This is a genomic window from Variovorax sp. PAMC26660 (assembly GCF_014302995.1).
Taxonomy (GTDB): domain Bacteria; phylum Pseudomonadota; class Gammaproteobacteria; order Burkholderiales; family Burkholderiaceae_C; genus Variovorax.
Genome location: NZ_CP060295.1, coordinates 6,309,716 through 6,333,298, shown reverse-complemented (window position 1 = coordinate 6,333,298; position 23,583 = coordinate 6,309,716). Strand labels below are relative to the sequence as shown.

Annotated in this window: 20 protein-coding genes; 9 read left to right on the top strand and 11 right to left on the bottom strand. The window is 66.7% G+C overall.

Going from position 1 to position 23,583, the window contains the following annotated elements:
- Window positions 1-7: 7 nt before the first annotated feature.
- Together H7F35_RS29785 and H7F35_RS29780 are read right to left on the bottom strand one after the other, a co-directional pair.
- Window positions 8-934, bottom strand: coding sequence for a hypothetical protein (locus H7F35_RS29785; protein ID WP_187110099.1), 927 nt, complete (start codon window positions 932-934; stop codon window positions 8-10).
- A 76-nt stretch (window positions 935-1,010) separates the two neighbouring features.
- Complete coding sequence (locus tag H7F35_RS29780) at window positions 1,011-1,703, bottom strand: hypothetical protein (RefSeq protein ID WP_187110098.1); 693 nt, start codon at window positions 1,701-1,703, stop codon at window positions 1,011-1,013.
- Window positions 1,704-2,085: 382 nt separating this feature from the next.
- Here H7F35_RS29780 and H7F35_RS29775 point away from each other — a divergent pair, with 382 nt between their 5' ends.
- From H7F35_RS29775 to H7F35_RS29755, 5 genes are all read left to right on the top strand, one after another.
- Window positions 2,086-2,880 carry a LuxR C-terminal-related transcriptional regulator gene (locus H7F35_RS29775; protein WP_093240092.1) on the top strand — a complete coding sequence of 265 codons (795 nt, stop codon included), beginning with the start codon at window positions 2,086-2,088 and terminating at the stop codon, window positions 2,878-2,880.
- Window positions 2,881-2,888: 8 nt separating this feature from the next.
- Window positions 2,889-3,866 carry a sensor histidine kinase gene (locus H7F35_RS29770; RefSeq protein WP_187110097.1) on the top strand — a complete coding sequence of 326 codons (978 nt, stop codon included), beginning with the start codon at window positions 2,889-2,891 and terminating at the stop codon, window positions 3,864-3,866.
- Window positions 3,867-3,946: 80 nt separating this feature from the next.
- A complete protein-coding gene (locus H7F35_RS29765; RefSeq protein WP_187110096.1) occupies window positions 3,947-6,325 on the top strand; it encodes a Tex family protein in 2,379 nt (792 codons plus the stop codon).
- A 37-nt stretch (window positions 6,326-6,362) separates the two neighbouring features.
- Window positions 6,363-7,436 carry a phospholipase gene (locus tag H7F35_RS29760; RefSeq protein ID WP_187114461.1) on the top strand — a complete coding sequence of 358 codons (1,074 nt, stop codon included), beginning with the start codon at window positions 6,363-6,365 and terminating at the stop codon, window positions 7,434-7,436.
- 103 nt (window positions 7,437-7,539) lie between these two features.
- Window positions 7,540-8,520 (top strand): tripartite tricarboxylate transporter substrate binding protein, encoded by a 981-nt coding sequence (locus H7F35_RS29755; RefSeq protein WP_187110095.1) that lies wholly within the window; start codon window positions 7,540-7,542, stop codon window positions 8,518-8,520.
- 17 nt (window positions 8,521-8,537) lie between these two features.
- On the opposite strand, the gene H7F35_RS29750 is transcribed toward H7F35_RS29755, so the two are convergent.
- From H7F35_RS29750 to H7F35_RS29730, 5 genes are read right to left on the bottom strand one after another with little or no spacing between them, the layout of a single operon-like run.
- Window positions 8,538-8,906: a hypothetical protein gene (locus tag H7F35_RS29750; protein WP_187110094.1), complete on the bottom strand. Its 369-nt coding sequence runs from the start codon at window positions 8,904-8,906 to the stop codon at window positions 8,538-8,540.
- On the bottom strand, window positions 8,903-9,274 hold the full coding sequence (locus H7F35_RS29745; RefSeq protein ID WP_187110093.1) for a RidA family protein: 372 nt from the start codon (window positions 9,272-9,274) through the stop codon (window positions 8,903-8,905). The genes H7F35_RS29750 and H7F35_RS29745 overlap by 4 nt, the downstream gene beginning before the upstream one ends.
- Complete coding sequence (locus tag H7F35_RS29740) at window positions 9,271-10,809, bottom strand: efflux transporter outer membrane subunit (protein ID WP_187110092.1); 1,539 nt, start codon at window positions 10,807-10,809, stop codon at window positions 9,271-9,273. Before H7F35_RS29740 ends, H7F35_RS29745 begins: the two co-directional genes overlap by 4 nt.
- A gap of 16 nt (window positions 10,810-10,825) precedes the next feature.
- Complete coding sequence (locus H7F35_RS29735; RefSeq protein ID WP_187110091.1) at window positions 10,826-13,921, bottom strand: efflux RND transporter permease subunit; 3,096 nt, start codon at window positions 13,919-13,921, stop codon at window positions 10,826-10,828.
- Complete coding sequence (locus H7F35_RS29730; RefSeq protein WP_187110090.1) at window positions 13,914-15,065, bottom strand: efflux RND transporter periplasmic adaptor subunit; 1,152 nt, start codon at window positions 15,063-15,065, stop codon at window positions 13,914-13,916. The genes H7F35_RS29735 and H7F35_RS29730 overlap by 8 nt, the downstream gene beginning before the upstream one ends.
- A gap of 182 nt (window positions 15,066-15,247) precedes the next feature.
- On the opposite strand from H7F35_RS29730, the gene H7F35_RS29725 reads away from it, so the two are divergent.
- Genes H7F35_RS29725 through H7F35_RS29715 form a run of 3 tightly spaced genes read left to right on the top strand, consistent with a single transcriptional unit; the run spans window position 15,248 to window position 17,682 of the window.
- Window positions 15,248-15,934, top strand: a complete 687-nt coding sequence (locus H7F35_RS29725) for a response regulator transcription factor (RefSeq protein ID WP_187110089.1) — start codon at window positions 15,248-15,250, stop codon at window positions 15,932-15,934.
- On the top strand, window positions 15,927-17,336 hold the full coding sequence (locus H7F35_RS29720; RefSeq protein ID WP_187110088.1) for a sensor histidine kinase: 1,410 nt from the start codon (window positions 15,927-15,929) through the stop codon (window positions 17,334-17,336). Before H7F35_RS29725 ends, H7F35_RS29720 begins: the two co-directional genes overlap by 8 nt.
- A 46-nt stretch (window positions 17,337-17,382) precedes the next feature.
- Entirely contained in the window at window positions 17,383-17,682 is a 300-nt protein-coding gene (locus tag H7F35_RS29715; RefSeq protein WP_187110087.1) for a YciI family protein, read from the top strand.
- Between the two features lie 14 nt (window positions 17,683-17,696).
- Here H7F35_RS29715 and H7F35_RS29710 read toward each other — a convergent pair whose 3' ends face one another.
- Window positions 17,697-18,701 carry a S1C family serine protease gene (locus tag H7F35_RS29710; RefSeq protein ID WP_187110086.1) on the bottom strand — a complete coding sequence of 335 codons (1,005 nt, stop codon included), beginning with the start codon at window positions 18,699-18,701 and terminating at the stop codon, window positions 17,697-17,699.
- Between the two features lie 34 nt (window positions 18,702-18,735).
- Window positions 18,736-19,428, bottom strand: a complete 693-nt coding sequence (locus H7F35_RS29705) for a CC0125/CC1285 family lipoprotein (RefSeq protein WP_410010740.1) — start codon at window positions 19,426-19,428, stop codon at window positions 18,736-18,738.
- A 251-nt stretch (window positions 19,429-19,679) separates the two neighbouring features.
- On the opposite strand from H7F35_RS29705, the gene H7F35_RS29700 reads away from it, so the two are divergent.
- The gene (locus H7F35_RS29700; protein ID WP_261803412.1) at window positions 19,680-21,098 is read left to right on the top strand and encodes a lysozyme inhibitor LprI family protein; all 1,419 of its coding nucleotides are present in this window, start codon (window positions 19,680-19,682) and stop codon (window positions 21,096-21,098) included.
- A 78-nt stretch (window positions 21,099-21,176) separates the two neighbouring features.
- Here H7F35_RS29700 and H7F35_RS29695 read toward each other — a convergent pair whose 3' ends face one another.
- Together H7F35_RS29695 and H7F35_RS29690 are read right to left on the bottom strand one after the other, a co-directional pair.
- Window positions 21,177-21,533, bottom strand: coding sequence for a hypothetical protein (locus H7F35_RS29695; RefSeq protein ID WP_410010805.1), 357 nt, complete (start codon window positions 21,531-21,533; stop codon window positions 21,177-21,179).
- Between the two features lie 69 nt (window positions 21,534-21,602).
- The gene (locus H7F35_RS29690) at window positions 21,603-23,360 is read right to left on the bottom strand and encodes a S10 family serine carboxypeptidase-like protein (RefSeq protein ID WP_410010739.1); all 1,758 of its coding nucleotides are present in this window, start codon (window positions 23,358-23,360) and stop codon (window positions 21,603-21,605) included.
- Window positions 23,361-23,583: the final 223 nt, after the last annotated feature.

The window sequence follows — 23,583 nt, the reverse complement described above, 5'->3', positions numbered from 1 at the left end:
CTTGCGGTCATTGCGAGACGGCCGTTGCCTGCGGTGCCGTCGCGATGTCGCCGACCGGTTCTGAAAGCAGGCGCGTCACGCGGGCCGCTTCGAGGTCCTTCGCGTCGATGGACGTCACCGTGGCGCTGGCGACGGGCATCGTCACGGCAGCCGGTGCGTCTTCCACTGGCACGCTGGCGGCCACGGGCTGCATCACCGGTTGCGGCGCGGGCGCTGCCTGGGCGATGGGCGCGGGCGGTGGCGGCAGCGGCGCTGGCGTGGGGGCTGCAACAGGCACGGCCACGGGTGGCTGCACCATCGCGACCGGGGCAACCGGAGCGGGCGGCGGCGCAACGGCGGCAACCGGCGGTGCGGGCCGTGCAGCGACCGGCGGCGCGGCACCCGTTGCCGAAGCCTGCGGTCCGTAGGCGCTCATGCGTTCGTCCAAGGTCATCGACTGCGGGCATTTCGTGCCCGTCATCTCCAGGGCCGCCTGGGCCGCCGGATCCATGCAGTCCATCGCGAGCGAGGCCGCCTTCATGCCCTTGTTCCACAGCTCGCGGCTCATCTTCAGGCGCTTGCAGTGCTCGTCCGTCCAGGTGGTGCCGAAACTGAGACCGACACCCGGCCCATTGGCGCTGGCGCTCGTGCTGCCCATGCAGGTGTCGTTGCTGGTGGTCAGGTTGGGCCCGTTGACCGACGGCACGTTCTTGATTGTGTAGCTGCCCTGGTAATCGACGGTGCTCGTCGTGGCGCCTGTGTTGTTGACGTTCTGGTTCAACGTCGCCCGGGTGTCCGCGGGGGTGTTGGTGTTGAAGTTCACGGCCTGGCTGTTGCCTTGGGCTGACGTGGTGGCTGAGCTTTGTGACTGGTTGTTGGCACCGCCCGCCGTGGTTTGCGCCATCACGGCGCCCGCGGACAAGCCCAGCAAGGTCAGGACAATAAGTTTTTTCATGTTCTCAACTCCTTTGGATGCCGGGGAGGGGCGGGCCCCTCCCCATTTCTGAGTACAACAACCGGGGCCGTATCGCTCAGGGAGCCGATGCGGTTGCGCCAGCGCCAGCCAGGCCGCCGGTGCCGCCACCGTTGCTGAAGCCACCGGCATTGCCGAGGTGGATGTTGGTCACGCCGAAGGAGCCGCCGGTCGAGCCCGCCGTCGCCGACGTTGTGGTGCCGTTGATCGGCCCGTTGATGGCGCCGGACGATGCGTTGAAGCCCGACGTCGTCGTCGAGGTCCGCGTCACCACCGCAAGACCGCCGCCAGGACCCGAGGCTGTTGCAGCTGTGTTGTTGGTGTTGGAGCCGGCCACGCCGCCTGCACTGCCACTCACGTGGGTCGCGCCACCAGCGCTGTAGTTTGCATTGGCGGCCGCGCCCGCATTGGCCGAGGCGTTGGCCCCGCCCGCTGCGACGCCGTTGCCCGTCGTTGCGGCCACGCTGGTCACTTTGCCGGTGGTGGTCGCCGAACCGCCTGCCGTTGCACCGCCGATGGCGAAGCCCGGGACGGCGAAGGCGCCGCCTGCCGCATTGGCATTGGCCGACGAGCTGGACGTGGCCGCGTTGTAGCTCAACGCGCTGCCCGTGCCTGAACTGGCGGCCACGGAACCTGCAGAGCTGGAGGAACCGGTCGTGGTGCTGGTAGCGGCAAGGGCCGTGCTGCTGACAGTTGCCGAGGCAACGCCGGCGACCAGAACCACTGCCATCGCGATAAGAGTCTTCTTCATGATGCTTCCTCGAAAGTGTGTGAAACAAACCTGATCGCCGGGGGAGTCCGGCCATCAGCTAACGGTCAGTGAACGCGGAATGAAATGTTTCCGTGACGACCGGGATGAAGTTTCAGCGTCGAGTGGCAAACAAAAAATGCCTCAGGCTGGGTAGTGCGAGGCTATGGCGAAAGGACTGGATGAGGCGCCTCGGCGGGCCTGCAGGAACCCGCTTTTCCATGCGGCAACCGTGACAAAAACTACAACTTTCGTTGGACATAGAAAGTGAGTAGCAACAAAATGCAACCAAAGTAATCAAAAAAGCAGAAACTCGGAATTTGAGTAGAAATGAATTAACTTTTGGTCACGAACAGGGTGATTCTTTTGTCACAAAGGGGCTGAAATGGAAAGCGAACTCGACATTTCATTGACAGATATTGGAAGCGGGGCTAGGAAATTCTCCAATCCCGGGCAGTTCGGCGGGCTGCTCGCCCCCTCTGCCGACACCCTCCCATGGCCTGATTTCCTGACCGGTCAGCAGACCAAGCCAGTGCGTGTTTTGCTGGTGGACGACGACCCCTTCGTGCGTCGCGTCATTGCCCAGGAGTTGCTGAGCGATCTGCGCATCCAGCTCGAAGGGCAGGCCGGTACCCTGCGCGAAGGACGGCGTCTCCTGATGCAACACGAGTTCGACGTGCTCATGGTCGACATCCGGCTGGGCGACGGCAGCGGCTTCGAGCTGATCGAAGAGGCCAAGAAGCACCGCAGCGCGGCCGAAATCATCGTCATCTCCGCACTCGAAGACGAACCCCAGGTGCTGCACGCCTTCGAGCTGGGCGCCTCCGGCTACCTCGTCAAGAACGCGTGGTTCCAGAGCTATGCGCAGGCCGTGCTGCAGGTGGTGAACGGCGGTGCCGCCATCACCCCGCGGCTGGCGCGCCGGCTGCTGGTTCACCTGGACCACAAGCGCTCCAACGTGAACCCCGTGCGCCCGCCGGACAGCAAGGCGACGTTATCGGCACGGGAGCGCGAAGTGTTGCGACTTGTAGCGACCGGGTACGTAACCGAAGAGATCGCGCTGCAGCTCACCATCAGCGCCCAGACGGTTAACGCACACGTCAAGAACATCTACCGCAAGCTGCACGCCCACACCCGGGCACAGGCCGTGAGCTTCGCGTCGCATCGGGGTCTTCTGTAGGCCATGCCATGTTCACGCCGCAAGTCTTTCATCTGCCGCACTTCCTGGAAGACCAGTACGTGTGGTTGTCGATCGCCTCGTGGTGTGTGTTGCTGACATGGCTGTGGCCGCGCGTTTCGCGCCGGCGGGTGTTGACGTGGATCGCTCTGGCCGCCGCGCTGCACCTGACGCCGGTGGCGGCGCAGGTGATCCGGGCCACGTCGGCCATCACGGTGCTGGCGCACGACATGCCGGTGACCTTCTGGGCGCTGCAGGGCGTCAACGTGCTGGTGCTGGGCATGGTCGTGAGCATCTGGTATCTCTCCCAGCGCCGCGTCGCGCGCTACCGGCAGGTGCAGGCCATCCTGAAGGAGCGTCGCCGCATCGCCAGCGACCTGCATGACGGCGTGGGCTCCCGGCTGGTGGCGCTGCTCGCCAGCCAGGACCCGAAGAAATCCGCCGAGCCCGACGGCTTGTCGATGGCGCTGCAGGACTGCCTGCTCGAGTTGCAGATGACGGTGGACGACCTGGACGACCAGACCTCCGCCAGCGTCGTCGAAAGACTGGGCCACCTGCGTTACCGGCTGCAGCCGGCCTTCGACCGACTCGGCATTGCCCTGGAATGGCACATTCCCGGCACCGCCCACACATGCCCCTTGCCGCCCGAAACCGCCGTGCAGATCTGCAGGGTGGCGCAAGAAGCCCTGTCCAACGCGCTGCGCCACTCGCATGCCACCCGCGTCGAGCTGCACTTCGGCCCGCAAGTCCGATCGCACGGGTTGATGCTGGAGGTGCGCGACAACGGTCGGGGCCTGCAGGCCTCGGCCACCGTGCCGACGGAGCATCTGGGCAAGGGGCTGCGCAGCATGCGCGCCCGCGCGGACGCCGTGCACGGCGAGCTGGCCGTCATGGACTGCGCGCCGCACGGCCTGTGCATACGCCTGCTGATACCGTGCGACGAAGCACCGCCAGTCAGCGTGCCGCCCGAGTCCGAAAGCATGCTGTAACACGCCCGCAGGGCCACCCGGCCGGGGCCGGCTCGCGCCTATGGCAAACTCCCGCGCTTTGCCAGGGACGCGCTCAAGACATGCAGAAAATCATTCGCCAGCTTGCCGCCGAAATCAAGGTTGGCGAGCATCAGGTGAAGGCCGCCGTCGAACTGCTCGACGGGGGCGCCACGGTTCCCTTCATCGCCCGCTACCGCAAGGAGGCCACCGACGGCCTGGACGACATCCAGCTGCGCGAGCTGGAAGCCCGCCTTTCCTACCTGCGCGAACTTGAAGACCGCCGCGCCGCGGTCATCAAGAGCATCGACGAGCAGGGCAAGCTCACCGCCGAACTGCGCGCCGCGATCGAATTCGCGCCGACCAAGCAGGAGCTGGAAGACCTGTACCTGCCGTTCAAGCAGAAGCGCCGCACCAAGGGCCAGATCGCCCGCGAATTCGGCATCGAGCCGCTGGCCGACAAGCTGCTGGCCGACCCGATGCTCGACCCGGCCGTGGAAGCCAAGGCCTTCCTGCAGCCCGCCACCACGCTGGACGACGGCAAGCCGGGCCCCGATTTCTCGACCGTTCCCCTGGTGCTCGACGGCGTGCGCGACATCCTGTCCGAACGCTGGGCCGAAGACGCGGCGCTGGTGCAGCGCCTGCGCGAATGGCTCTGGGCCGAAGGCCTGCTCAAGTCCAGCCTGATGGCCGGCAAGGACGAGAACAACGCCGACATCTCCAAGTTTCGCGACTACTTCGAGTACGACGAGCCCATCGGCCGCGTGCCGTCGCACCGCGCGCTGGCCGTGTTCCGTGGCCGCGCGCTCGACATCCTCGACGCCAAGCTGGTGCTGCCGGTCGAGCCCGAACCGGGCAAGCCCAGCGTCGCCGAAGGCCGCATCGCGCTTCACCTGGGCTGGAGCCATGCGGCTCGCCCCGGCGACGACCTGATCCGCAAATGCGTGGCCTGGACCTGGCGCGTGAAGCTCGCGCTGTCGACCGAGCGCGACCTGTTCACCCGCCTGCGTGAAGACGCAGAGAAGGTGGCGATCAAGGTGTTTGCAGACAACCTGCGCGACCTGCTGCTGGCCGCACCCGCCGGCCCGCGCGTGGTGATGGGGCTCGACCCCGGCATCCGCACCGGCGTGAAGGTGGCCGTGGTCGATTCGACCGGCAAGCTGGTCGAAACCGCCACCGTGTTCCCGCACGAACCGCGCAAGGACTGGGAAGGCTCGCTGCACACCCTCGGCAAGCTGTGCGCCAAGCACGGCGTGAACCTGATCGCCATCGGCAACGGCACCGCCAGCCGCGAAACCGACAAGCTGGCCGCCGACCTCATCAAGCTACTCGCCAAGATGGCCGAGCAGGCCGGCGCACCCGCCATGAATGTCGAGAAGGTCGTGGTGAGCGAGGCCGGCGCCTCGGTCTACTCGGCCAGCGAATTCGCCTCGCAGGAAATGCCCGACGTCGACGTGAGCCTGCGCGGCGCCGCCTCCATTGCGCGCCGCCTGCAAGACCCGCTGGCCGAACTCGTGAAGATCGACCCCAAGAGCATCGGCGTGGGCCAGTACCAGCACGACGTGAACCAGAGCGAACTCACGCGCACGCTGCACACGGTGGTCGAAGACTGCGTGAACTCGGTGGGCGTGGACCTGAACACCGCGAGCGTGCCGCTGCTGTCGCGCGTCTCGGGACTGTCGGCCAGCGTGGCCAAGGCGGTGGTGCGCTGGCGCGAGTCGAACGGCGCCTTCGCCACCCGCAAGCAACTGCTCGACGTGACCGGCTTCGGCCCCAAGGCCTTCGAGCAGAGCGCCGGCTTTTTGCGCATCCGCGGCGGCACCGATCCGCTGGACGTGACCGGCGTGCACCCCGAAACCTATCCGCTGGTCGAGCAGATCATCGTCAAGACCGGCAAGCCGATTGCCGAGCTGATGGGGCGCGCGGAAATGCTCAAGACGCTCAAGCCCGAGCTGTTCGCCAACGAGAAGTTCGGCGTCATCACAGTCAAGGACATCCTGGGCGAACTCGAAAAGCCCGGCCGCGACCCGCGCCCCGACTTCAAGGTGGCGCGCTTCAACGACGGCGTGGACGACATCAAGGACCTGGTCGAGGGAATGATCCTCGAAGGCACGGTCAGCAATGTGGCCCAGTTCGGCGCCTTCATCGACCTGGGCGTGCACCAGGACGGCCTGGTGCACGTGAGCCAGCTGAGCCACAAGTTCGTCAACGACGCGCGCGAAGTGGTCAAGACCGGCGATATCGTCAAGGTCAAGGTGATGGAAGTGGACGTGGCGCGCAAGCGCATCGGCCTGTCGATGAAGCTCGACGCAGCGCCCGCGCGCCGCGACGGCCCGCGCGACAACCGTTTCGAGGGCGCAGGGCGCGGCCAGCAGCAACAGCCATCGCGCCGCGACAACTCGCCGCAGCCCGCCGGCCAGATGGCCAGCGCCTTCGCCAAGCTGCAGGGGCTGCGCAAGTAAGCCGTGATGCACGGTTCTTGCTGAGGCCACCGGCATGATGAAAGCACTGCGCATCTACGCCGGGCCCACGGCCCGCAAGCACATCGAGCAGCAGGGGCTGCGCCCGCAGGACATCCGCACCATCCCCGGTGCGGCGGGCGGCCCCAAGGGCCTGATCCTGGGGCCGCTCGACCGCTTCATCTTTGGCCGCTGGCTCACGCAATCGAGCCAGCAGGTGCATCTGGTGGGCGCGTCGATCGGCGCGTGGCGGCTGTCGACGGCCTGCCTGTCGGACCCGGAAACCGCCTTCCAGCGCTTCGAGCACGACTACGTGCGCCAGCAGTTCGAGGTGCCGCCGGGGCAGAAGCGGCTCAGTCCGCGCCAGCTCAGCGAGCGCTTTGCGCAGGGCCTCGAAGACTTCTACGGCGGGCGCATCGACGAGGTCTTGAACCACCCGCGCTACCGCCTGCATGTGGTGACCTCGCGCGGGCGCCACATCCTCGGGCGCGAGGGCAAGGCGCGCACGCCGGTCGGCTACCTGGGCGCCTTTGCCACCAACAGCCTGCACCGCAAGAGCCTGGGCGCATGGCTGGAGCGCTGCGTGTTTTCCACGCCCGGCGCGGCCTTGCCTTTCGGCACGAAGGATTTCCGCACGCGCCAGCATCCCTTGAGCCAGGCCAACTTCAACATGGTGCTGCAGGCCTCGTGTTCCATTCCGTTCCTGCTGGCGGCGGTGCACGACATTCCGGGCGCGCCGCGCGGCGCTTACTGGGACGGCGGCATCACCGACTACCACCTGCATCTTGATTACCAGCCGGCCGACGACGGCATCGTGCTGTATCCGCATTTCCAGCAGGCGGTGGTGCCGGGCTGGCTCGACAAGGGCCTGCGCTGGCGCCACAAGTCCACCGGTTTTCTCGACCGCATGGTGGTGCTGGCGCCCGATCCGGAATGGGTGAAGTCGCTGCCCAACGGCAAGCTGCCCGACCGCAAGGATTTCATCCATTTCGCCAACGATGCGCAGGCGCGCATCACCGCCTGGAGCCGGGCCACGCGCGAGGCGCAGCGGCTGTCGGACGAGTTCGAAGGCTGGCTTGCCAACGGGCGCGCGCCGGACGTTCTTCCGCTCTGAGTCACCAAGAGCGCACGCCGCCGGGGCAAACCCTGACGAGCGGCGCGGGTGGCGCTTCGAGAATGGTCCGATCCATTCAGAAGCAAGGAAGAGACAAGCCACCATGCCGCACGCCACGTTGTCACGCCGCCGATTCACCCTCGCCACCGCCGCGGCCAGCCTTGCCCTTCCGTCCTTCGCGCAAAGCGCGTGGCCCGGCAAGCCGATTCGCATCGTCGTGCCCTACACGCCGGGCGGCTTCACCGACCAGATGGCGCGGCTGGTGCAGATCGGCCTGCAGACGCGGCTGGGCCAGCCGGTGCTTGTCGACAACAAGCCCGGCGCCAACAGCCTGATCGGCGTGGACGCCATCGCCAAGGCGGCGCCCGACGGCAGCACCTTCGGCGTCGTCATCGCCGCGTATGCGGCCAACACCACGCTGTATCCCAAGCTGCCCTACGACCCGAACAAGGACCTGGCGGGCGTTTCGCTGATGGGCATTTCGCCCTTGCTGGCAGCGGTCAGCATCAATGCGCCGTTCAAGACCGCGCGCGAACTCATCGACTACGCGCGCGCGAATCCGGGCAAGGTGAGCTTCGGCTCATCGGGCAACGGCTCGGCCGCGCACCTGACCACCGAGCTGTGGAAGTCGCTGACGCAGACCTACATGATCCACATCCCGTACCGTGGCGCCATGCCCGCGCTGACGGACCTGATGGGCGGGCAGATCCAGTTGTTCTTCGATGCGCCCACCGGCCTCATCAACCAGGCCAAGGCCGGCAAGGTGCGGCTGATCGGCGTGGCGGGCGACAAGCGCCTGCCGGCCGTGCCCGATGTGCCCACCTTCATCGAGCAGGGTTTCGCGGGCTTCACCGGCAGCACCTGGGCCGGCATGCTGGCGCCGGCCGGCACGCCGCGCGACATCGTCAAGCGCATGTCGGAAGAGGTGGCACGCATCATCCGAAGCGATGAAACACGCGCCAGGCTCGATGCCATGGGCACGATTCCGGCCGGCAGCACGCCGGAAGAGTTCGACGCTTTCATCACCGCAGAGACCGCCAAGTGGGGCAAGGTCATCCGCACGGCGGGGGTGAAGGCGGAATAGGGCGCCGGCGGCTCGCGTCAGCGCGGCGGCGTGCCGGAGGCGCTTCGCTTCTGATCCGCAAGCGCCAGCGGCGCGGCGCAATCGAGGATGTTCACGTGCACCGCATCCCCGACCTTCGGCTCGGCACCCGCAGGCCAGCGCCCCGTGCCCAGCGAGCGCGTGTGCACCCCGCCGTTGCGATAGCGCACGACGGCATAAGAGGCAGTGGTGCCGCCGTCCGCGCCGCAATCGCGATCGACCGTGCTGGACAGCTCGCCGGCTGACCCCACGCTCACGACCTGCGCGGCCCGCCAGCCGGCCGAGTGATCGAAGGAGTGCGCGTCCATGGCCGTGCAACCGCCGAGTGCCAGCGCCCAGAGCATGGCAACGCGTCCCGTGGAGGTCATGGCACCGGCCCGATCGCGGCGGTGGCCTGGATCTCGACGCGGTACTCGGAGTCGATCAGCTTGGCGCCCACCGTGGCGCGCGCCGGCGTGTGGCCCACGGGCACCCATTCGTCCCACACCGAGTTCATTGCGGCGTAGTCGCCCACGGTGCGCAGGTAGATGGTCACGCTCACCAGGTCTTTCTTGGTTGCGCCCTGGGTGGCGAGCATGCCGTCGATGTGATGCAGGATCTCGCGCATCTGGCCCGTGATGTCGAGCGAGGGGTTTTCGGCCACCTGTCCTGAAAGGTAGAGCAGGCGTGCCGTGCCGAGGTCGACGACCACCATCTCGCTGAAGCGCGGTCCCATCTCGTGGCGAATGATGTTCATGGCGATGTGGACTTCGATGCAGTTGCGATGGATGAGTGTGAAGCAGAAGCGGCGGCAACGCCGTCCGCCGGCGGATTCCACCAGCCGCCACCCAGCGCCTGGAAGAGGGCGGCCGCATCGGTCAGCCGAAGCGCGCGGGCCTGCACGAGGTTGAGCAGCGCCTGCTGCTGGGCCTGCTGCGCCAGCCGCAACGACAGCGCGCTCGCGTCGCCCAACTGCACCTGCTTGCGGGTGCGCGAGAGGCTTTGCGACGCGGTGCGCTCGGCCTTGATGGCGGCTTGCAGCGCACGGGTGTCGGCGTCGATGGCTTCGAGCGTGTTGGCCACGTCCTGGAACGCGGCCAGCACCGTGGCGCGGTACTGGGCCGCCGCCTGGTCGAACGAGGCGCGGGCGGCCGCTTCGCGGTGCTTGAGCGCGCCACCGTCGAACAGCGGCTGCGTCACGCTGCCGGCAATCGTCCAGAACAGCGACGAAGACTTGAAGAGTTGCGACAGCGTGTAGGCCGACGAGCCATAGGCGTTCACGCCCAGCGTCACGTTGGGCAGGCGCGCCGCGACGGCCACACCGATGGCCGCGCTGGCCGACTGCAGTTGCGCTTCCGCCGCCCGCACATCGGGGCGGTGCTCGACCAGCGTGGACGGCAAAGTCAGCGGCAGTTCGTTTGGCAACTGGAGCGCATCCAGCTCGAAGTGCGCCGCCACGCCTTCGCTCGGATAGCGACCGGCCAGCGTGGCGAGCAGGTTGCGCTGCTGCGCGAGCTGCTTGTCGATCGGCGGCAGCGTGGCTTCGGTGGCGGCCAGCGAGGCTTCTTGCGTATCGACGTCGGCCAGTGCCACCTGCCCGAGCGATTGCTGCTTGCGGAAGGCCCACAGCATTTCTTTCTGCCCGTCGATGATCGCCAGCGTAGCGCGTTGCTGCGCGCGCAGCGAGGCTTCGGTGATGGCGGCGGCCACCACGTTGCTGCTCAGCGTGAGCCGGGCGGCCAGGCTCTGAAAGCGCTGCTGCTCGGTCTGCGCCTGCGCGCCCTCGACCTGCCGGCGCGTGGCGCCGAACACGTCAGGCGTGTACGACACCGTCACCTGCGCCGTGTGCAGCGTGTAGAGGTTCGCGTTCGACGACACCGGGCTCGCCACGGTGCTTGCCACGCGCTGGCGCGTCGGTGCGTAGTTCAGCGCCACGCTCGGCCAGAACGCGGCGTGGTCGGCCGCCTCGTTCTCGCGGGCCACGCGCAGCGCGGCATCGGCCGCCTCGATGGTCGGGTTGCCGGCCAGGCTCTGCGTGACCAGTGCGTTCAGTGGCTCCGAGCGAAAGGCCTGCCACCACTGCGCAGGCACGTCGAGGTCGGGCGAGAGGTGCGCCAGCGGCACGCCCTCGGCTTCCTGCGTGGCGGGTAGTGCGGCGGTGTATTGCGTGGGCAGGTTCAGTGGCGGCCGCACGTAGTCGGGGCCGACCGCGCAGCCGCCCAGCAGCAATGCGAGGCCGGCGGTGGTTGCGGCAGTGGCTGCAGCGCCGGACATAAGGCTTTTTGTTGTCATGGGATGGGCCTTGTCTTTAACGGTCGCGGCGCGGGCGATTGCCCCAGCCCTTGCGCTCGAAGAAACGTTCCAGCGCGAAGTAAAGCGTCGGCAGGATGAACAGCGTCAGCAGCGTCGACACCACCAGCCCGCCGACCACCACGGTCGCCAGCCCGCGCTGCACGTCGGTGCCGACACCGGTGGCCAGCGCCGCCGGCAGCATGCCGATGGAGGCGACAGTCGCCGTCATCAGCACCGGCCGCAGCCGCTCGGCCGCGCCTTCGAGCACCGAGGCCTGCAGCTCCAGCCCTTCGCCGCGCACACGCCGGAAGTTGGCGACCATGATGATGCCGTTCTGTATCGACACCCCGAACAGCGCGATGAAGCCCACCGCCGTGGCCACGTTGAGCGTTTCGCCCGCCACGTGCACCGCGATCAGCCCGCCCAGCATCGCCATCGGCACCACGCCCAGGATCAGCACCACCTGGCGCAGCTTGCCGAACTGGAAGAACAGCAGCACTGCCATGATCGCCACCACGACCGCGAGCGACACCGCCAGGCGCGCCTGCGCCCGCTGCTGGTTCTCGAACTGGCCGGCCCATTGCAGCCGGTACTTGGTGGCGTCGAACTTGATCTCCTTGCCGATGCGCTCCTGCGCTTCGACCAGGTACGAGGCCAGGTCGCGGTCGCGGTTGTCCACGCGCACGGTGATCTGGCGTTCGTTCATCTCGTGCGAGATGGTGCTTTCGCCGGTCTGCAGCCGGATGTCGGCCACCTGCGACAGCGGCACCTTGGCGCCGCTGGAGCTGTTGAGCAGCAGCGCGCCGATGGCCTCGGTGTTGCCCTTGGCGCTCTTGGGCAGCTTCACCGCCACGTTGTAGGTGCGATTGGCCGCATACACGGTGATCACCGGCGCGCCGCCGATGCCGGTCTGGATCAGGTTGGCCACGTCGTTCGCGTTGACGCCGAAACGTGCCGCCGCCTCGCGGTTGAGCTGGATCACCACCTGCGGAATCGGCGGCTCCTGGAACAGCGAGGCCGAGGCCGTGCCGCGCACCGTGCCCAGCAGCTCGACGATCTGGTTGCCGATGCGGCGGCTTTCCTTCAGGTCGTCGCCGTAGATGCGCAGCACCAGCGGGCTGTGCGCACCGCCCACTGCGTCGTTCACGCCGTCGATGATCGGCTGGCTGATGCCCACGTCGAAGCCCGGCATCTTGGCGAAGCGCTCGGTCAGCGTGCGCACGAAGGCGGCCTTGTTCACACCGGCGGGCCATTCGCTGTACGGCTTCAGGCCCACGGGCACTTCCATGTGCGAGGGCGTCCAGGGGTCGGTGCCGTCGTCGTTGCGCCCGAGCTGGGTCACCACGTACGACACCTCGGGGTATTCGAGCAGCACATGGCGCATCTCGGTCGCCATCTCGCTGGCCTTGTCGAGCGACAGGCCAGAAGGCAATTGCACCTGCAGCCACAGCGCACCTTCGTCGATGTCGGGCAAAAACTCACGCCCGGCAGTGGCGCCCAGCAGCACCACGGCCGCCAGTGCCACCGCGCTCAGGCCGTAGGCAATGGCGGGCACGTTCAGCAGATGACCCAGCACGCGCCGGTAGGCGCCCGTGAGCCACACCAGCGGCTTGTTGACGAAGGGCTTGCTCGGCTTGCGCAGCGCGATGTAGGCCAGGCTGGGAATCAGCGTCAGCGCGCACAGCAGCGCGCCCACCAGCGCATAGCCCACGGTGAAGGCCATCGGCTTGAACAGCTTGCCTTCCGCGCGCTCGAAGGCAAACAGCGGAAAGTAGGCCGTGATGATGATCAGCGTGGCAAAGAAGATCGGCCCCGACACATGGCTCACGGTTTCGAGGATGTTGCCCTCGGTGAGCGTGGCGTTGGGCTCTTCCTCGCGCCGCCGGAGGATGGCTTCCATCACCACGATGGCGCCGTCCACGATGATGCCGAAGTCGATCGCGCCCAGCGAGAACAGGTTGGCCGGCATGCGGGTGAAGTGCATCACGATGAACACCGTGACCAGCGACATCGGAATCGCCACCGCCGCCACCACCGCACTGCGCGGGCTGCCCAGGAAAAGAATGAGCACGAAGCACACCAGCGCCATGCCTTCCAGCACCGTGTGTGTGACCTTGTCGACCGTGAGCTTCACCAGGTCGTCGCGATCGATGTAGGGCACGATCTTCACGCCCATGGGCGCGAGCTGCGCCTGCAGTTCGTCGATTTTCTTGTGCACGCCTTCGAGCACGCGCGAGGGGTTTTCGTACTTGAGCATCAAGACGATGCCCTCGATGGTGTCGGGGTTCGTGTCCTTGCCCAGGATGCCGCCGCGCTCCTGGTGGCCGAACTGCAGCCGGCCCAGGTCGCGCACCATCACCGGCGAGCCGCCGCTCTGCGTGACCACCACCGTGCCCAGGTCGTCCAGCGTGTGGATCTGGCCGATGCCGCGCACCACGTAGCTCTGGTCGCCGCGCGCGATGCGCCCGCCGCCCGCGTTGGCGCTGTTGTTGTTGATGGCCGTGACCACGTCGTTCAGCACCAGCCCGTATTTCTGCATACGGGCAGGGTCCAGTTCGAGCTGGAACTCCTTGGTGAAGCCGCCGAAGTTGTTGATGTCCACGACACCCGCGACCTGCTTGAGCGCGGGAATCACCTTCCAGCGCTGGATTTCCGACAGCTCCATCAGATTCTTGGTGTCCGATTCGAGCGTGTACCGGTAGATCTCGCCCGCCGGCCCCGCGACCGGCCCGAGGCCCGGCTGCGCGCCCGAGGGCAGCGTGACCTGCCCGATGCGCTCGGTCACGCGCTGGCGTGCGAAGTAGTCGTCGGTGCCGTCCTTGAAGCTCAGGTTGATGAGCGACAGCCCGAAGGTGCTGCTCGAACGGATCGAGGCCAGCCCGGGCGTGTTGCTCAGCGCGCGCTCCAGCGGCGTGGTGATCTGCTGCTCGATCTCTTCGGCGGCCAGACCGTTGACCTGCGTCGTGACCTGCACCGTCACGTCGCCCAGGTCGGGGTAGGCCTCGACCGTCATCTGCGTCCACGACCAGGCGCCGAACAGCACCAGCGCGATCGACATCGCCCAGGCCAGGTGCCTGCGGCGAAAGAACTGGGTGATGATGAGATTAATCATTCAGCAGCACACCGCCACGCACCACCACGCGCTCGCCAGCGGCCAGGCCACTGCGGATGCGGACCCGGTCGCCGTCTTCGCGGCCCAGCTCGACCATGCGCCGCACGAAGGTCCACGGCGCGGCCTCGACGAACACGCTCACGCTGTCGTTGTTCATCAGCAGTGCCGAGGCCGGCACCTGCGGCTGCTGCGCCTGCGGCACGCCGAGCACCGCCGTCGCATACATGTTGGGCTTGAACAGGCCCTCGGGGTTGGCAAAGACGATGCGCGCGCGGGCGCGGCGGGTGTCCGCATCGAGCACCGCGCTCACGAAGCCGACCTTGCCGGTGAAGCTGCGGCCCGGGTAGGCGGCCAGCGTGACCACCGCGTTCTGCCCCGGCGCAACGGCGCCCACCACGCTCTCGGGCACGTTGACCGTGACCCAGACCGACTCGAGGTTCGACACCGTCATCAGCACCGCGTTGGGGTCGTTCAGGTTCGCGCCCACGGCCCCGTTCAGGGCGGTGATCGTGCCCGAGGTGGGAGCGATGATCTTCAGCGACTGCCCGGCCTGCGCGCCGGCGCCGTCGGCCCCGATGCTGTGCAGCCGCGTTTCGCTGCGGCGCAGTTCGGCGGTCTGTTGCGCGACGCTGCTCTGGGCCGCTTCCACGTCCTTGGCCGCGTTGGAGCCGGCCTCGTTGACGCCGCGTGCCCGCACCAGCGCGCGCTGCGCCAGGTCGAGCGCATCGCGCGCCTTCTGCGCGTCGGCCACGGCCTGCGCCAGATCGGGCGAGGTGATCGTGGCCAGCACCTGGCCGCGCCGCACCGTGTCGCCCAGGCGCACCTTCAACTCGATCAGCTTGCCCGTCAGCGGCGGCAGGATGTTGACGGTGTTGGCCGGGTTGGCCTCCACCGTGGCGGGCAGGCTGACGTCATGCGGCGAGGCTTCCGTGCCGACCGTGGCAACCAGCAGGCGGTCGCGCAGCGGCGAACCGGCGGGAATGGTGAGGCGATTGCCCTGGCGCACCACCATCGGCGCGGGTGTGGCGGCCGCGACCGTGGCCGCATGGGCGCCGTCGCTGAAGGAGTCGACGCACAGCGCCGCGCAGGTCAGCACGCCGAAGACCACGCGGGCCGGTGTCATCTGGTAGAGGGATTTTTTCATCGCGATCGGCGTCCGTTGGAGCCGGACGCGCCGCGCACGGAATGCCTTCCCATGCCCTTGACCCGCCCCGTCGCCCCGGATCGAGAATACGAAGACACGACTGAAGAACGTCCCAAGAAATCCTGAAGATTTCTTCAGGATCGCCGGCCTGCCGTCAGGAAGGCGCGGCATCATCCACCTTCATGAGAATTCTGCTGATCGAAGACGACCGCAAGGCCGCACGCCTGCTGGCCCGGGGCCTGCAGGAAGAAGGCTTTGTCGTCGACGTCGTGCACACGGCGGAGGAGGGCGACGAAGAAGCCTTCGTCATTGCCTACGACCTGATCGTGCTCGACTGGATGCTGCCCGGCAAGGACGGCCTGACGCTGTGCCGCGACCTGCGCCAGCGGGGCTGCAAGACGCCGGTGCTGATGCTCACCGCCCGCGACGCGCTGCACGACCGCGTGACCGGCCTGAACAGCGGCGCCGACGACTACCTGACCAAGCCCTTCGCCTTCGATGAGTTGCTGGCGCGCGTGCGCGCCTTGCTGCGCCGCTCTGAAATCATGCGGCCGGTGGTGCTGGCCGTGGCCGACCTGAGCCTGGACCCGCTCAGCCAGCGCGTGGTGCGCGGCGGCACGGTGCTGGAGCTGACGCACAAGGAATTCGCGATCCTGCAGATCCTGCTGCGCCAAGCCGGCGAGGTAGTGAGCCGTTCGCGGCTGGCCGAGCAGGTGTGGAAAGACGACCTCATCGCCATCGACAACCTGATCGACGTGCACATCGGCAACCTGCGCCGCAAGGTCGATGCGCCGCCGGCCGTGCCACTGATCCAGACCGTGCGCGGGCGCGGCTTCCGGCTGGCACTGGCCGACGACGGCCATGCTTAGTTTTCGCAAGCGGCTGGCGCTGGCGCACGTCAGCGTGATCGTGATCGTGATGGCGATTGCCGCCGTCGGCGCGTACCTCGTGTTCTCGCGCAACGTGCACCGCGAACTCGACGCGGCGCTGCTGGCGCTGGCCGAAACCGAGATGGGCATGCTGCTGTCTGCCGGGGACGGCGACACGGTGATCGTGCACGAGGCGCCACCCGGCCCCGGCGCGCCGTCGTTCGTGCGGCTCGACCGGCTGGTGCAGATCGTCGATGCGGACGGCCGCGTGCTGGCGCGCAGCGCCAACCTCGGCGAGGCGCAATTGCCCATTCCCGAGGTGCTGCGCAATCGGCTCGCGGCCGGTGAAACCGTGTTCGAGACCCTCAATGGCTTCGGCGAGGAGCCGACCCGTATGGTCTCAGTGCCCGTGCCGGGTCGGCCGTCGCTGCTGGCGGTGCAGGTGGCCGGTTCGCTGGACGACGTGAACCGCACCGTCGCCATGGCCAGCGTGCTCTTTCTGATCCTGGGCGGGGCGCTGCTGCTGGCCTTGGGCGCTGCGGGCGCCCTGATCACGCGGCGCGCTTTCGGCGCCATCAACGACGTGGTGCAGCAGGCGCACCGCATCGGCGACGCGAACCTGGGCGAACGCTTGCCGCATCCGGGAACGAACGACGAGATCGGGCGGCTGGTCGACACGCTCAACGACATGCTGGGCCGCATCGAGGACGGCATGGAGGCGCAGCGCCGCTTCACGTCCGATGCCTCGCACGAGCTGCGCTCGCCGTTGTCCCGGCTGCGCACCGAACTCGAACTGGCCTTGCGACGCCCGCGCGATCCGGCCGCCTACGTGGAGACGCTGCATTCCTCGCTCGAAGAGGTCGAGTCGCTCACGTTGCTGGTCGAAGAACTGCTGGTGCTGGCCCGCCTCGATGCGGGGCAGGAGCGCGATGCCGCCGAGACGGTCTCGCTCAACGTGCTGGCCGAAGAGGCGGTGCGCCGGCTGGAGCCGATGGCGCGGGAGCGGCATCTGACGCTTCTGCTGGAGCCCGCACCGCCCGTGGCCGCGCGGGTGGCGCGCGGCGCGGCCAGCCTGGCACTGGCCAACCTGCTCGACAACGCACTCAAGTTTTCACCACCCGACACCACGGTGCGTGTGAGCCTTCGCGCCGATGCGCAGGCGAACGAGGCCGTGATCAGCGTGTCCGACCGCGGGCCCGGCATTCGCGGCGACGATCTGCCGCATCTGTTCGAGCGCTTCTACCGGGGCGCCATTGCGCGCTCGGATGAGAAGACACCGGGACTCGGGTTGGGGCTGGCGCTGTCGCAGGCTGTGGTGCACGCGCACGGCGGGCGCATCGAGGCGGCGAACGAAAGCGGTGGGGGTGCGCGCTTCGACATGAGGTTGCCGTTGGCGCGGTGAACGTGCGGCGGGGGCGTGCTGGCACGGCGGTTGCATCGCAAGGCCCATGAAGCATTTCATCGTCGAAATCAACTACCTCGAGCCGCTGGCGCGCATCCAGGAATCGGTGCCCGCGCACCGCGCTTATCTTCAACTGGGCTATGACGCCGGCCTGCTGCTGTGCTCCGGCCCGAAGGTGCCGGCCACCGGCGGTTTCCTGCTGGCCCGCGCCGCCTCGCTGGAGGCGTTGCAGGCATTTTTTGCAGAAGATCCGTTCAGCACCGAGAAGCTCGCCAGCTTCACATTCAACGAGTTCCAGCCCGTGAAGCGGCAGGACTGGGCGCAAGACTGGTTCAGCGCGCCCTGAGGGATGGCCAGCCTTCAGCGGACAGTCAGTTTCGAACGGATTCCGCTGGAAGCGTTCACCAGTTGCACATCGTCGCCGTCCTTCACCAGATAGAAGCACAGACGCCCCCAGCCCGGCGAGTCCAGGTTCGCGCACAGGGTGTCGTCACGAATTTCCCATGTGCCGTCGGCGCTTGACTTGGCATTCCTCGCATGCACGCCGGCGGTCGAAAACGTCAGTTCGACATTGCCGAAGGTCGCCGCATCGCGCGGGTGCGGATAGCTCCAGGTCTTGCTGACGAGCATCGGCGCATCGAGGTGCTGTTTTCCGGCGACGGCTGTCGATGCACCGGCCGTGCTCGCAGGTTTCTTGTAAGAGGCCAGGGCGAGGCGGCCCCGTTCAGGCAGATCGAAAATCCACTGGGCCGGCCGGGCGAAGTTGAGATTCTGGGCAGGGGCCATGCCAGCGGTGGCAGACAGGCCCGAGGTCGTGATTCCCACCAACCGGCCCTGTTCGTCGAACAACCCGCCCCCGCTCGATCCGGGCGATATGGGCGCCGAGATCTGGATGTTCTCGACAGCCCCGTCGCGGCCTCGACGCAGTGCCGAAACCAGACCATCGCTCATCGTCTGTTCGAGACCGAACGGCGTGCCGATGGTGTAGATTTTTTGCCCGACTCTCACCGTGTCGAGCGGTGCAATCTGCACGGCAGGCGCGCTGAAGTTCGCCACCTTGATCGAGCACAGATCGCGCTCGATGTCGGGAAACTCCAACTCGGCCTGGAAGCTCACGTTCTCGTGTTTCACCAGGATCGCAGCTGCCTTCGCAAGCACGTGGCAGTTGGTGACGAGCCGCCCCGGCTCGATCACCACGCCACTCCCTGTCCCCAGGGACTTGCCCTGGGCGTCGAGCGGGCGTACCACCCAGACAGACGGGGAGATGCGCCGGAACAGTTCTTCGGCCGGCATCGCGCGAACGAGCACCGGCAGGATGGCCAGGACACCCAGGCCGAGCGCGGCCCGATATCGCGAGAAGTTCATGGGGCTGCTTCGCTGCATTTGCATTGCATTCGCTCTATGGATGAATCAGGCCGTCGAGGTCCTTGAGCTGGACCGGTTCTTGTCGGCGCGCTGATGCAGACCCCGCAGCTTCAGGAAGCGGCGTAGCAATGGTGCGCACGATCAACTCTTGCCTGGAGGGGGCGCCGCTGCGGCCCTGGCTGGCGACGTAAGGCTTCAGGATTTCGATGACGGCACCGGCGCGCAGCGCGTAGGTTGCGCCGGCTTCGCTCGCGTCGCGGAACATCCTGATCGTTGCACTCGCATGCCAGCTCGTGATGGTGCCGCCGCCTCCTGCATAGCTCGGGATGTACACAGAGTGGCTGCCTGCGCCGCCGCTGCCTCCCTTGAACATGTCCGCAGGCGTCGGCGAGTCGCCTTGCGCCGCATCGAGCGTCATGAGGGCCAAGCCATCTCCGGTGGGCAGCGCTGCAGTCTTGTCGGGCGCGAGCGTGAACAACTCGTACCCCCGTTGCCGGGTCAGTTCAGCGCAACGGTAGATCCAATAACGCCAGACCATGTCGCCGGACGTTTTGCCATTGCCGTGGAATGCCACGACGTAGGTGTCGTCGGCCACGCGAGTCTCCACGTACCCGCCAGCCAGGCCCCGCGGGCCATAGGGTGTGGTGGAGCAGCCCACCAGAGCGCCCAGCGCCAGGCAAGACAAGATCGCACATTGAAGCGCACGGCGCGTGATGCCTCCCCACATGGCGTGGCCTCCCTTGTTGATTGGATGCGACTCACGCGACCATCGTGACGATGGACGGCAGGCTTCTGCGCAGCCGGGTCGAGGTTTGAAAATATGACGCGCACCCTTACCGGAAGCTGACCCTCATTCCGTCCCTCGGCGTGATCGCGCCCCGAGCAGCTCGGGCAGCTGCAGCTTCTTGCATGGACGCTTCGAGCATCGCCCTGTGGTCGTTCCGCTTGAACACGGGCAAAACGCCCTACATTGCCCGGATGAAAAACTCCGCCTTCGAACACAACATGCGGCCCTGCCTGTCCTTCATTGCGCTCGCGGCCCTGAGTGTCTGCGCCGCGCCGACCTTTGCGGCGGGCCTCGACTGCAGCCGCGCCGCCACCGGCAGCGAGAAGGCCATCTGCACCAACGAGAACCTGCGCAAGCTCGACGTCCAACTGGCCACCGTCTACGGCCGACTGGCTGCCGCCCAGCCGGCGCAACGCGGCGCATTGCGGCGCGCCCAGGTGGACTGGCTCAAGACCCGCGATCGCTGCGGCGCCGATGCAGGCTGCATCGCCACGCGGCATGAAGAACGGCTCGCGGCGCTTCAAGCACAGCTGCGCTACGTCAATGCCTACAAGCCCGACGACGTGGACCGCGAGGCGCTCGAAGAGCTGCACCAGGCCGTGGAGGCGATGCGCAAGACCGATGCGGAATTTCCGCTCGAAAAGGTCATCGACGCGTTGAGCATCAAGACAGGAATGACCTCGTTCTCCAACACGCGCGATGGCAATCCATCGGGCGACGACGCGCATTTCCCCACCCTTCAGCCCAAGGGCGTGACAGCCGACGAATGGCGCGCACTTCGCGCGTCGGGAATCGAAGGGGGCGGCGAAAACGGCGTCGGGTCCTATACCTTGATGGACATCGACGGCGACGGGCAGCGTGACCTCGTGATCGACTCCTATGTGGGCGGCACCGGGTTGTTCAACGAGATCAGCGTGCTGCGCCGCAAGGGCGCGAAGTTCGGAGGCCCCGCTGCGCCTGCCCAGGCCGCGGCGGGCGAAGACAACGGCTCGTCGAGCTTGTACACGACCAACGGCCGCGGCAGCAACCAGTCTGGCCAATGGGTCCGCCTGCGTGGGCGCGTCTATGCGGCCTACAGGAACAGCCACTACGGCGTGGACGACGTCTATCTGCTGAGGCCGCTGACGGTCGTGGGCGACGTTCCCACGCTCACCGTGCGCTACAGCTATCGGCTGTCGATCCCCAAGGTCCAGAAAGACGAGGAGAAGGGGACTTCGACCACGCTGGACAACGCCTTGCATGCGGCGCTGACGCGTGCGCTCGGCCTGATCGACACGCGCCAGGCACGCGATACGGGCTCTTCGGACAAACCGCTGTGCCCGGTCCCCGAAGGCACCAGCGACGACGACCGCAGCAACTACACCAGCTATGGCCCGGGCCACTATAGCTACGAAATCGTGGGAGACGTTCCCGTCCGCATCGGGCCGCAGTGCTCCATCGGGCGGCTGGTGGACTGGTTCGGTGGCTATTCGGCAAAAGACAAGCTGTTCGCCTCGTTCTCGGTACGCAAGCCCACCGACGGCGACCGGGAGCAGGCCTACAACGTCCAGGGCGTGCGAACTGTGCTCGGAACCACGACGTCGATCTCGAAATTCGACATCGGCAATTGAGCCCGAACGGCGCGGACGGCGCGGACGGCCTCCGGTCTTGCATCGAGGCTCCGAGTGTCTCGAAGCCTCGATGTGACCTTACTTGCTGTTGGTCTGGTTGCTCGTCTTGGCCGCAGCCTTCATGCGCATGACCTGCTGGGGCGTGCGTTGCGACTGGAAGCGCAGCACGTCGTCGAGCCGGACATAGCCGCTGCCGGACGGGTCGATCTCGCTGAAATGGTCGCTCACGAAACCCCAGCCTGCCGCCTTGGCCTGCTCCCGGGACAGCATGCCGTTGACGTCGCCCCCCGTGGCAGCGGTGAAGCGCTCGCGGGTCTGGGTCTCGACGTGCTGCGACACGGAATCTTCGGTCGGCTTCGGCGGATGGACCCAGCCCTTGGGTGGTGGCGGCGGCCTGGGCATGTCGTCGTAGGCGTGTGCGGTGCTCATTCCCATCAACGGGACGATGGCGGCGATGGCGCTGGCGGTCAACCAGAAAGATGTGTTTTTCATGGCGAGCCTCATTTACTGGAGTTGAGCGGCCAAAGCGCTGGCGTTGTCCAGCGCGTCCTGGGCCGGCAAGGCGTAGTAGTCGTTGAGCGTCTGCTTGAGCGGTGCCCGCGATGCCTCGGTGTTGTAGATCATGTGGCCGCCTTCGAACCATTTGACCGGGATCCGGCTGCCCAGGTTCACGCTTTCCAGGTCGAGCTCGGTCTGGAAGCCCGGCGTCGCCACGTCTTCATAGCCGTGCAGGATCAGCAGCTTGCTGTCCGGATTGGCGGTCAGCACCGCCTGGATGTCGGTGATGCTCTGCGGGTAGAAGTCGTTGCTGCCGGCGCGCTGCCATTTCCAGTACTGGATCGTCTGGTTGTTCAGCGGCTGGTAGGCCGTCTTGTTCTTGTAATTCACGAAATCGGGGAAATAGGTCTTGAGCTGGTTCAGGAATGCGACGTTGATGTAATCGTCGGCCGCAAAGCTGTTGCCATTGGGAACCTTCATCCGCGCGTCGTAGCGGCCGAGCGTATTGCCAGGAACCAGCGCCGCCCGGAAGCTGCCGGGGCCGTAGTTGAAACTTCCCTTCCAGGTCGCCGCGGAAATTCCGGTGTAGGCCGCCATCTGGTTGAGCACCGTCTGGCCCTCCGTACTGGCGGTGAAGGCGTTCCATTGGCTCTGGCTCTTGGGAACGCTGTAGTCGCTCGGGCCGAAATACGTGGTCAGCGTGTTTCCGTACGTCGTTTTCGCGAGCGTGCGCAATTCGGCAAGGTATTGATCCTGGGTTCTGGTTCCGCGCTTGGTGGATTTCCCGAAATAGTCCGCCGTCATCGCGTACGAGGGGATGTAACCCTCGCAGGAAGACTGCTCGCTCATCATGTCGCAATTGGAGTTGTAGTCGACCAGCGGCGAATTGAGGATGAACCCGGCCAGCACCTTCGCGGGCTTGCCCGAAGGATCGGGCGCATAGCCGCTGGTGCCGGCCTGCTCGAGCAGGTTGGCGACGATGGGGGTGCGGATGCCGCCGTACGACTCGCCATACAGGTACTTGGGCGAACTCTGCCGGTTGAACTTGTTGATGTAGGCGACGATGAAGTCGGCCACCACCTGGGCATCGATGTCGGTGCCCCAGAGGTCCGCGTTCCGCAAGGGCGAGATGGCGGTCGAAAGCCCCGTGCCGGGCGGATCGACGAAGACGATGTCCGACTTGTCGAGCAGCGAGATCGCGTTGTCCTCGAACGGGAAGCTCGCGGGCTGCTTCGTGGGATCGGGCATGTTGGGCGCGTCCGACTTCAGCCGCTTCGGGCCCCATGAGCCCATGTGCAGCCAGATCGAGGCGGAGCCGGGGCCGCCGTTCCACAGGAAGGTCACGGGGCGGTTTTCCTTGGGCAGGTCGTCCCGCGTGTATGAGGTGTAGAAGATCGCCGCCTCGGCCTTCTTCGTGGCGCCGATGCCTTTGTAGGCCACCAGATGCCCCGCGCGCGCCACGTAGTTCAGGGCCTGGGTGTCGATGGTGATCGTGTGCTGCTTGAGGGAGGTGTCCTCGTTGATCGACGACAGCGCGATCGAACCGGTCCGCGTCGTGTTGTAGGTGTTGGGATCGTCCAGAACCTTGTCCACCACGGCCACGTTGGCCAGCGCATTGTTGGCGTCCGGCGCGGCGTCCTTGGACGCGGGTGCGCTTGAAACCGGCGCGAATGACGAGGCGCCGTCGCCCCCGCCGCCGCATGCCGCCAGGGCGGCCGCTGCAAAAGCCGTGACGACGGCTCGACTCAAAGTTCTGCGATGCATGAATGCGATCTCCGAGAGGTCAAAAAAGAACGGCAAGCTGGTGGGCACCGTTCGCCTTCGAGCCAGGTCGCGGGACGCCATCCGACTGTGAATGGACGCGTGACCCGGTTCGTTTCGGCGCTCGTTGTGCAAGCACCGAAATTCGATGATCTTTCAGTCTTCCCTCTGCGCTGCGAATCCAGAAAACGCTCGTCGGATCTGAATTGAATTAAAGGTTCGTTTG